The following is a 9,742-nucleotide window of genomic DNA, read 5'->3' on the forward strand; positions in this document are numbered from 1 at the left end:
CGCGAGCGCAGGCCGCACTGAGCGTCGTGTCACCATCCGGTCACTGTTCGCAACGATGGGTGACCCTACAGCGTTCCCGGCCGGGCCCGCCAGTGCGGGCCGCCGGGACGGGCCGCCCCGACCGGTCGGGGCTAGCCCACCGCGAGGAACTGCCGCATCACCGCCAGCAGGGTGTCCGCCTCCACCGGCTTGGTGACGTGGGCGTTCGCCCCCGCCGCCAGGCTCTTCTCCTTGTCGCCCTTCATCGCCTTGGCCGTCAGCGCGATGATCGGCAGACCGGAGAACTGGGGCATCCGCCGGATCGCCTCGGTGGTCGCGTAGCCGTCCATCTCCGGCATCATGATGTCCATCAGCACCAGGGCGACGTCCTCGTGCTGCTCCAGCACCTCGATGCCCTCGCGGCCGTTCTCGGCGTACAGCACGGTCAGGCCGTACTGCTCCAGCACGCTGGTGAGGGCGAACACATTGCGGATGTCGTCGTCGACGATCAGCACCCGCTCGCCGTCGAAGCGGCCGTGGAACTGCGCCGGGCCACCCGCGCGCTGGGCCGGCTCGATCTGCTGCTGCGGCAGCGGCGCCTCGGCCTGCTGCGCCGAGCGCCGGCGCTCGGCGGCGCCGCGGCGGCGCTCCTCCGCCAGCTCGCGGACCTCGTGCGCCCAGTGGTCCGCCAGGTTCTCCCCCATCGGGACGGGCGTACCCGCCGGGGTGACCCCGACCGCGGCCCGCACCGGCAGCGCCGACGGGCGCTCCGCCCCGGCGCCCGGCGCCTCGGCGCGCAGCGGCAGGTAGAGGGTGAAGGTGGAGCCGCGGTGCAGCTCGCTCTCGACGTGGATCTCGCCGCCGAGCAGCCGGGCGATCTCCCGGCTGATCGACAGGCCGAGGCCGGTGCCGCCGTACTTGCGGCTGGTACCGCCGTCGGCCTGCTTGAAGGCTTCGAAGATCTCCCGCAGCTTGTTGCCGGGGATGCCGATGCCGGTGTCCGAGACCGAGAACGCGATCAGGGCCTCGTCCGGGTCGCCGATCGCCTCGGCCTCCAGCAGCAGCTCGCGCACGTGCTGCGGGACGTCCGCCCCGGCCGGGCGGATCAGCAGCTCGACGGCGCCGGTGTCGGTGAACTTCACCGCGTTGGAGAGCAGGTTGCGCAGCACCTGCTGGAGCCGCTGCTCGTCGGTGTGCAGGGTGACCGGCAGGTCGGGCGAGACCCGGACGGCGAAGTCCAGGTTCTTGTCCGCGGCCAGCGGGCGGAACGCCGCCTCGACGTAGTCGACCAGTTGGACCAGCGCGATCTTGGCCGGACGGACGTCCATCTTGCCCGCCTCGACCTTCGACAGGTCCAGGATGTCGTTGATCAGCTGGAGCAGGTCGGAGCCGGCGCCGTGGATCGTCTCGGCGAACTCGACCTGCTTGGCGGAGAGGTTGCCCTCGTTGTTGTCGGAGAGCAGCTTGGCCAGGATCAGCAGCGAGTTGAGCGGGGTGCGCAGCTCGTGCGACATGTTGGCGAGGAACTCGCTCTTGTAGCGGGAGGCGAGGGCCAGCTGCTCGGCGCGCTCCTCCAGGATCTGCCGGGCCTCCTCGATCTCGCTGTTCTTGATCTCGATGTCGCGGTTCTGCTGGGCGAGTTGCTCGGCCTTCTCCTGGAGCTCCTCGTTGGTGCGCTCCAGCTCCTCCTGCCGCGCCTCCAACTCCGCCGAGCGCATGGAGAGTTCGGCGGTGAGCCGCTGCGACTCCAGGAGCAGCCCCTCGGTCTTGGTGTTGACGCTGATGGTGTTGACCGTGACCCCGATCAGGTCGGCGATCTGGTTGAGGAAGTCGAGCGCGACGGCGGTGAACGAGCTGAAGGTGGCCAGCTCGATCACCCCGAGCAGCCGGTCCTCGAACAGCACCGGCAGCACCACCAGGTGGGACGGCGAGGCCTCACCCAGACCGGAGGCGATCTTCAGGTAGCCGGGCGGGGTCTCCTTGACGATGATCGAGCGCTTCTCCACCGCCGCCTGGCCGATCAGCCCCTCGCCGGGGCGGAAGGTGGTCGGCATCGAGCGCCGGTTGTAGCCGTAGCTGCCCAGCAGCCGCAGCACGGTGTCGTTCTCGTCGTCGTCCTCGGTGATCAGCTCGGCGGTCCGGCCGGCCGGCTGGGACAGGAAAAACGCGCCGTGCTGGGCCGAGACCACCGGGGTCAGCTCGTTCATGATCAGCGAGGCGACCGCCTCCAGGTCGCGGCGGCCCTGCAGCAGACCGGACATCCGGGCCAGGTTGGTCTTCAGCCAGTCCTGTTCCTTGTTGGTCCTGGTGGTCTCGCGCAGGTTCGCGATCATCTGGTTGAGGTTGTCCTTGAGCTCGTCGAGCTCGCCGGAGGCGTCCACGTCGATCCGCAGGCTGAGGTCGCCCCTGGTCACGGCGGTCGCCGCCTGGGCGATCGCGCGCACCTGCCGGGTCAGGTTGTTGGCCAGCTCGTTCACCGACTCGGTGAGGTCCTGCCAGGTGCCGGCCACCCCGGGCACCCGGGCCTGGCCGCCGAGGCGACCGTCGGTGCCCACCTCGCGGGCCACCCGGGTGACCTCGTCCGCGAACGCCCCGAGCTGGTCGACCATGGTGTTGATGCTGGTCTTCAGCTCCAGGATCTCGCCGCGCGCGTCCACGTCGATCTTCTGCGACAGGTCGCCGCGGGCCACCGCGGTGATCACCAGCGCGATGTTGCGGACCTGCCCGGTGAGGTTGTTCGCCATCAGGTTGACGTTGTCGGTCAGGTCCTTCCAGATGCCGGCCACGCCCGGCACGTTGGCCTGACCGCCCAGGATGCCGTCGGTGCCGACCTCGCGGGCCACCCGGGTCACCTCGACGGCGAACGCCGACAGCTGGTCGACCATGGTGTTCAGGGTGCCCGCCAGCGCGGCCACCTCGCCCTGCGCCTCGATGGTGATCTTCTTGGAGAGGTCACCGTTGGCGACCGCCGAGGCGACCTCCGCGATGGTCCGCACCTGGCTGGTGAGGTTGGACGCCATGAAGTTGACGTTGTCGGTCAGGTCACGCCAGATGCCGGACACCCCGCGCACCCGGGCCTGACCGCCCAGGATCCCCTCGGTGCCCACCTCACGGGCCACCCGGGTCACCTCGTCCGCGAACGCCGACAGCTGGTCCACCATCGTGTTGACGGTGGTGACCAGCTCGCGGATCTCGCCCTTGGCATCGACGGTGATCTTCTTGGAGACGTCGCCCCGGGCCACCGCGGTGGTCACCTCGGCGATGTTGCGCACCTGGCTGGTCAGGTTGTTGGCCATCAGGTTGACGCTGTTGGTCAGGTCCTTCCAGGTACCCGAGACCCCGGGCACGCTCGCCTGGCCGCCGAGGATGCCATCGGTGCCGACGTCCCGCGCCACCCGGGTGACCTCGTCGGCGAAGGCACCGAGCTGGTCGACCATGGTGTTGATGGTGTTCTTCAGCTCCAGGATCTCGCCCTGGGCGTCCACCTGGATCTTCTGCGAGAGGTCGCCCTTGGCCACCGCGGTCGTCACCTGGGCGATGTTGCGCACCTGGTTGGTCAGGTTGTTCGCCATCGAGTTGACGTTCTCGGTCAGGTCCTTCCAGACCCCGGCCACCCCGGGCACCTGCGCCTGACCGCCCAGGATGCCCTCGGTGCCCACCGACCGGGCCATCCTGGTCACCTGCTCGGCGAAGCCCGAGAGCTGGTCCACCATCGTGTTGATGGTGTTCTTCAGCTCCAGGATCTCGCCGCGGGCGTCGACCTCGATCTTGCGCGAGAGATCGCCCTTGGCCACCGCCGTGGTCACCTCGGCGATGTTGCGCACCTGCGCCGTCAGGTTGTTGGCCATGAAGTTGACCGAGTCGGTGAGGTCGCGCCACACCCCGGCCACCCCCGGCACCTGCGCCTGACCGCCGAGCCGCCCCTCGGTGCCCACGTCGCGGGCCACTCTGGTGACCTGCGCGCCGAAGGAGTTGAGCTGGTCCACCATGGTGTTCACGGTGTTCTTCAGCTCCAGCATCTCGCCGGCCACGTCCACCGTGACCTTGCGCGAGAGGTCACCCTTGGCCACCGCCGTGGTCACCTCGGCGATGTTGCGCACCTGGGCGGTCAGCCGACCCGCCATGGTGTTCACCGAGTCGGCCAGGTCCTTCCAGCTGCCCGAGACGCTGCGCACCCGGGCCTGGCCGCCGAGCTTGCCCTCGGTGCCCACCTCGATGGCCACCCTGGTCACCTCGTCGGTGAACTCGGACAACTGGTCCACCAGCCCGTTGACCGTCCGGCCGACCTTCAGGAACTCACCGCGCAGCGGATAGCTCGCCCCGGTGGTGTGGACCGACCGCAGCTCCATCCGCTGGTCCAGGTCGCCCTCGGCGATCGAGGTGAGCACCCGGCCCACCTCCGCCATCGGCCGGGCCAGGTCGTCGATCAGCGCGTTGCAGTTGTCGACGGCCGCCATCCAGGCGCCCTCGCCGACCCCCATCTCCAGCCGCTCGGAGAGCCGGCCCTCCCGGCCGACCGCCCGCCGCACCCGGGCCAGTTCGCCCGTGAGGTGCTGGTTGCGCTCCGCCACCTCGTTGAACACCGCGGCGATCTCCGCGAGGACGCCGTCCCCCGGAAACGTCAGCCGCCGGCGGAAGTTGCCGTCCCGCATCGCGGTCAGCGCCGTCAGCAGCCTGCGCAACTCGGCGGGTTCCGCCCCGCGGTTCGGGTTGGCCCGGCGCCCGGCAACGCCGCGCGCCGGCGTGGCGGCCCGGCCACCGCGCGCGGCAGCCGAAGTCGTACCGGTAACGTCCTTGGTCGCCGAACTCAACGGGGCCCTCCCATATCGTGACTGCTCGGTACCGCTCGGGAAGCGGGCACCGGACCCGCCTCCGAACACCGCTGCGGGCTGAGCGGAGCCACCGGCGCCGCTTCGACCGTACTCCGCCGGACGGACACCGCGGACTCCCCAGTCTGTCAGCACAGTCGCCAGGTGTCCGGCCGGTTGCACAGGGTCGTTGCCGACCCTGCGCAAAAGTGGTGGGCAGAATCACCCTCAGGTGCCTGTTTCGACTCCCCGCCCCCACGGGGTACCTAGCGGAAAGTAGGGTGGAGCGCTGCACCGGAACCCGAACCGCACACCGATCGCCTGCCGACGACCGCCACCGGGGCCCGCGACGACCGGGCAGCGGACGACGAGCAGGCCAGGCCGACAGCCGGACCAGAGCAGAGGAGACGTGGCAGTGGTCACCGCACGCGCAGCCGCCACCTTCGAACCGGTCGGCCGGTCGGCCGCCGCCGCCCGCGGCTTCGTCCGCGAGGCCCTGCAGGGCTGGGGACTGCCCGAGGTCGTGGACGACGCGGTCGTCCTGGTCAGCGAGCTGGTCACGAACGCCGTGGTGCACGCCGGCACCGCCGCCGAGGTCTGCTGCCTGCGCGAGGACGGGAGCATCCGGATCGAGGTCACCGACCGCCACCCGGAACGCGGCCTGCCGGCCTTCGCCAACGTCCCCGGCCCCGCCTCCGACCGCTACGCCGACCCGGACGGCGAGGGCGGCCGCGGCCTGCTGATGTGCTCGGCACTCTCCGAGCGCTGGGGCGTCGAGTACTCCGCCGGCCGCAAGACCGTCTGGTTCCGCCTCGCGCTGCCCGAGCAGGTCCGCGGCACCCGGTACGCGCTGCCCAACATCCCCGGCGGCGAACTGCCGGACAGCGACGGCCCGGTGCGCGTCGCGGTGGTCGGGATCGACGACACCGGCCTGGTCCAGGCCTGGAACGCGGACGCCGAGGCGCTCTTCCTGCACCCGGCCGACCAGGTGCTGGGCCACCGCTGGGACGCGTACGCCTGCTGGCCGCCCGGCCACGGCGGCCCGCAGCTGGCCGACACCCTGCGGATGGCCCGCTGGGAGGGCGGCTTCGCGGTCCGCCGCCCCGACGACAGCATGGTCGACGTGTACGCGCTCCAGGTCCGCCTGCGGGACACCCACGGCACGCCGTCCGCCCTGTGCCTGCTGGTCCGCGAGGAGGACCGCGCCGTGCTGCGCTCCCCCGCCGGAGCGGCCGCCGCCCCGCCCGCCGTGGAGCCGCTCGACCTGCTGGTCGGCTCGATCGCCCCCGACGACCTCGGCGGGCTGCTCCAGCGCATCGTGGACCGCGCCCGCGACCTGCTCGACGCCGACGCCGCCTACCTGCTGCTGACCACCGAGGACGAGACCGAGTTCGAGGTCCGGGCCGCCACCGGCCTGGCCACCGCCGCCAAGCGCTTCGTCCGGATGCCGATCGACTCCGGTGCCACCCGGTTCGACTCCGACCGGCTGCCCACCGTCCACGAGGACCTCTCGGTGCGGCCGAACGCTGCCCCGCTGCTGACCGGCACCGGGCTGCGGTCGCTGATCACCGTCCCGCTCAAGGTGGAGGGCCGGCTGACCGGCTCGCTCGGTGTGGCCGCCGCCGGCCCCGGCCGCTACGACAACGAGGACGCGCTGCGCCTGCAGTTCGCCGCCGACCGGATCGCGCTGGCCCTGGAGAGCGCCCGGCTCGGCGAGTTGGAGCGCCGCCGGCGCGGCTCGCTGTCCTTCCTGGTCGAGGCCTCCGAGCTGCTGGCCGGCACCCTGGAGCACGAGCAGACCCTGGCGCTGATGGCCCAGATGGCCGTCCCCACCCTCGCCACCTGGTGCGCCGTCTACACCACCGGCGAGCAGGCCGGCGGCGCCGACCTCGCCTTCGTGCTGCACGAGGACGAGGACCGGATCGACCCGCTGCGCGCCCTGCTCGACAAGACCCCGCCGCCGGCCGCCGAGCCGGCCCCCGGCGCCCGGTACTGGACCGCGCCCGGCGACACCGCCCGGGCGCTCGGCCTGCTGGACGGCCCGGAGCTGCACGGCATGCTCGGCGAGACCGTGGTCATGCCGCTGGCCGCCCGCAACCGGGTGATCGGCCTGCTGGTCCTGGGCGTCCCGGCCGGCGCCCGGTTCCGCCAGGAGATCCTGGAGCTCGGCGAGGACCTCTCCCGCCGGGCCGCCCTCGCGATGGACAACGCGCGCCTCTACTCCGAGCGCACCGCCACCAGCCAGGCCTTCCAACGGGCTCTGCTGCCACCGGAGTTGCCGAAGATCCCGGGCGTCGAGGTGGAGGTCTTCTACCAGGCCGCCGGCGAGGGCAACGAGGTCGGCGGGGACTTCTACGACATCTTCCCGATCCGCGAGGGCACCTACGGCTTCGCCATCGGGGACGTCTGCGGCACCGGCCCGGAGGCTGCCTCGGTGACCGGCCTGGCCCGCAACTCGCTCCGGCTGCTGGCCCGCGAGGGCCTCAGCGCCCCGCAGGTGCTCAGCCGCCTCAACGCCGCGATCCTGGACGAGGGCCCGCGCTCCCGCTTCCTGACCCTGCTCTACGGCGAGCTCACCCCGCGGGAGGACGGCAGCACCCTGCTCTCCCTGGTCTGCGCCGGCCACCCGCTGCCGCTGCGGCTACGCACGGACGGCCAGGTGGACGCCGCCGCGACCCCGCAGCCACTGCTCGGGGTGATGGACGAACTCGACCTGACGGCCGAGGAGTTGGTCCTTGAGCCGGGCGAGGTGCTGCTCTGCGTCACGGACGGCGTCACCGAGCGCCGGGAGGGCAGCCGGATGCTCGGCGACGACGGCCTGGCCGAGGTGCTGACCGGCTGTACCGGGCTCACCGCGGGCGCGGTCGCGGCCCGGGTGCAGCGCGCGGTCGAGCGCTTCGCCCCCGAGCCGCCGTCCGACGACATGGCCATCCTGACCCTGCGGGTCCCCACCCAGCGCCGGCCCTGACGGGGCGTCCAGCAACGGCCTGACCATTCAGACTCGTTCAGCAACCGTCCAATCGTCGCCGTTCCACAGCTGACGACTGTACAAATTGTGAGATTCACAAGGGTACAAGCCGCCGGGGCCGGGTACACCGGAGACACCGGGGGATTCCCCCCGGAGGGGCCATCGACCAGCACCTGACCTGCTGGTTCATCACTCAGCCGCAGCCGCCCGCACGCCACTTCCGTGCGCCCGCGGCCCGGTATCGCGCACCCATCCTCAGCACCACCCCCCACCTTCACCGGACATCTGCCGATCATCGGCGCCCAGAAGTGAAAGGAGCCTCCGGTGAGCAATGAAGCCTCCGGGGCGATCGCCCGAACCGCGGGAGACGACGCGGGCCCTCTCGGTTACCTGGCCCTCGGTCTGACCCTGCTCGCAACCGGTCTGCTGTCCACCGGCATCCTCAGCGGTGCCGGCCTCAAGGACGCAGCCTCTGTCGCCCACCTGGTGGGCGGGCTGACCCTCTTCATCGCCGGCCTCTGGCAGTTCCGCAGCGGCGACCGCTTCAGCGGCACCGCCTTCACCGGCCTCGGCGCCTTCTGGGCGGCCTGGTCGGAGGGCGCCGGGGCGAGCAAGAACGCCGCAGGCCTGTTCCTGCTGCTGTGGGCGCTGCTGGCGCTCACCCTGGCGCTGGCCGCCTGGCGGAGCGGGCTGTTCAGCCGCCTCGTCTACGGGCTGCTGACCGTCTCGCTGGTGCTCAACGCCATCGCCACCTTCGGCGGCAGCGACGGGCTCGGCAAGGTCGCGGGCTGGTTCGCCGCCGCCTCCGGCCTGGCCGCCTGGTACTGGGCCACCGCGACCCTGGCCAACATCGGCTGGGCCAAGTCGTTGCTTCCGCTGAAGTAACGCCCGCCAGGGCGATGGGCCGGACTTCCCTCGGGAGCGTCCGGCCCATCGTCGTGTGCGCGCACCGTCGCGTGCGGCCCGTCCGGGGCCCGCCGGCCCACGCGGCCCCGCTAGCGGCCCGAGCGGATCCACTCCGGCACCGGGTGGCCCTCGGCGTCCTGCTGGGCGGCCTGCCCCGGGCCCTGCCGCCACCCGGAGCAGGCGTGCTGGACCAGGTAGACCACCAGCAGGAGAGCGACCGCCACCAGACCGTCCGCCCAGAAGTGGTTGGCGGTCACCACGACCACCACCACGGTCAGCACCGGGTGCAGCACCACCAGCCAGCGCCAGGGCCCGCGCGCCACGGCGACCACGGCCACCGCGACGATCACGCACCAGGCCACGTGCACCGACGGCATCGCCGACAGCTGGGCCGGCACCACCCCGGCGACCGCGCCGCCGTAGACCGACTGCCCGTACTGCGCCGCCACGTCGACGAAGCCGGCGCCCGGCAGCATCCGCGGTGGGGCGACCGGGATGAACTGCACCACCAGGCAGGCCGCGGTGGTCAGCACCACCGTGGTCCGCACCCAGCGGTACTGGTCCCGGTGGCGGAGGAACAGCCACAGCAGCAGGACCAGCATCACCCCGAAGTGCATGGTCGCGTAGTAGTAGTTGGCCGCCTGCATCAGCCAGGGGTGCGGTATCACCGCCCGCTGCCAGGCCACTTCGTCGGGCAGCCCGAAGGAGAGCTCGGTCCGGTGGATCCAGCCCGCCCGGTCCAGCGCGTGGTCGGTGCTCAGCAGCGAGAGGTGCCCGACCAGCTGCCACAGCGTGAACAGCGCCAGGAGCGTCCCCGACTCCCGCAGCACCGCCACGACCGTCGCCCCGCGCCGGGCCCGCCCCGCCACGTACGCGGAGCCGAGCAGCACCCCGGACACCGCCGCCGAGGTCTGCCAGGTGAGGGTCAGGTTCTGCATTGGCGAAGGTTAACGCAGAAAGCCCCCCTCCCGGCGGGGAGGGGGGCTTTCTCTGAAAGATTGTTCGGCGGCGTCCTACTCTCCCACAGGGTCCCCCCTGCAGTACCATCGGCGCTATGAGGCTTAGCTTCCGGGTTCGGAAT

At 71.8% G+C, this 9,742-nt stretch carries 4 protein-coding genes and 1 rRNA gene; 2 read left to right on the forward strand and 3 right to left on the reverse strand.

The window, feature by feature from the left end; translation table 11 throughout:
• Window positions 1-131 precede the first annotated feature (131 nt).
• Window positions 132-4,631 (reverse strand): HAMP domain-containing protein, encoded by a 4,500-nt coding sequence (locus AB0K43_RS27805; RefSeq protein ID WP_363644467.1) that lies wholly within the window; start codon window positions 4,629-4,631, stop codon window positions 132-134.
• A 571-nt stretch (window positions 4,632-5,202) separates the two neighbouring features.
• Between AB0K43_RS27805 and AB0K43_RS27810 the strand changes: the two genes are divergently transcribed.
• Window positions 5,203-7,755 (forward strand): SpoIIE family protein phosphatase, encoded by a 2,553-nt coding sequence (locus AB0K43_RS27810; protein ID WP_363644457.1) that lies wholly within the window; start codon window positions 5,203-5,205, stop codon window positions 7,753-7,755.
• Window positions 7,756-8,079: 324 nt separating this feature from the next.
• A complete protein-coding gene (locus AB0K43_RS27815; protein ID WP_363644459.1) occupies window positions 8,080-8,640 on the forward strand; it encodes an acetate uptake transporter in 561 nt (186 codons plus the stop codon).
• Between the two features lie 110 nt (window positions 8,641-8,750).
• Here AB0K43_RS27815 and AB0K43_RS27820 read toward each other — a convergent pair whose 3' ends face one another.
• Window positions 8,751-9,599 carry a phosphatase PAP2 family protein gene (locus AB0K43_RS27820; protein ID WP_363644461.1) on the reverse strand — a complete coding sequence of 283 codons (849 nt, stop codon included), beginning with the start codon at window positions 9,597-9,599 and terminating at the stop codon, window positions 8,751-8,753.
• Window positions 9,600-9,661: 62 nt separating this feature from the next.
• Window positions 9,662-9,742 (reverse strand): 5S ribosomal RNA (gene rrf, locus AB0K43_RS27825); the annotation flags it as partial.

It is taken from the genome of Kitasatospora sp. NPDC049258, assembly GCF_040678895.1.
In the GTDB taxonomy this organism is placed as follows: Bacteria; Actinomycetota; Actinomycetes; order Streptomycetales; family Streptomycetaceae; genus Kitasatospora.

Coding starts and splice junctions, on each gene's coding strand:
- AB0K43_RS27820 (WP_363644461.1), bottom strand. CDS start 9,599: ATGCAGAACCTGACCCTCACCTGGCAGACCTCGGCGGCGGTGTCCGGG.
- AB0K43_RS27805 (WP_363644467.1), bottom strand. CDS start 4,631: ATGCGGGACGGCAACTTCCGCCGGCGGCTGACGTTTCCGGGGGACGGC.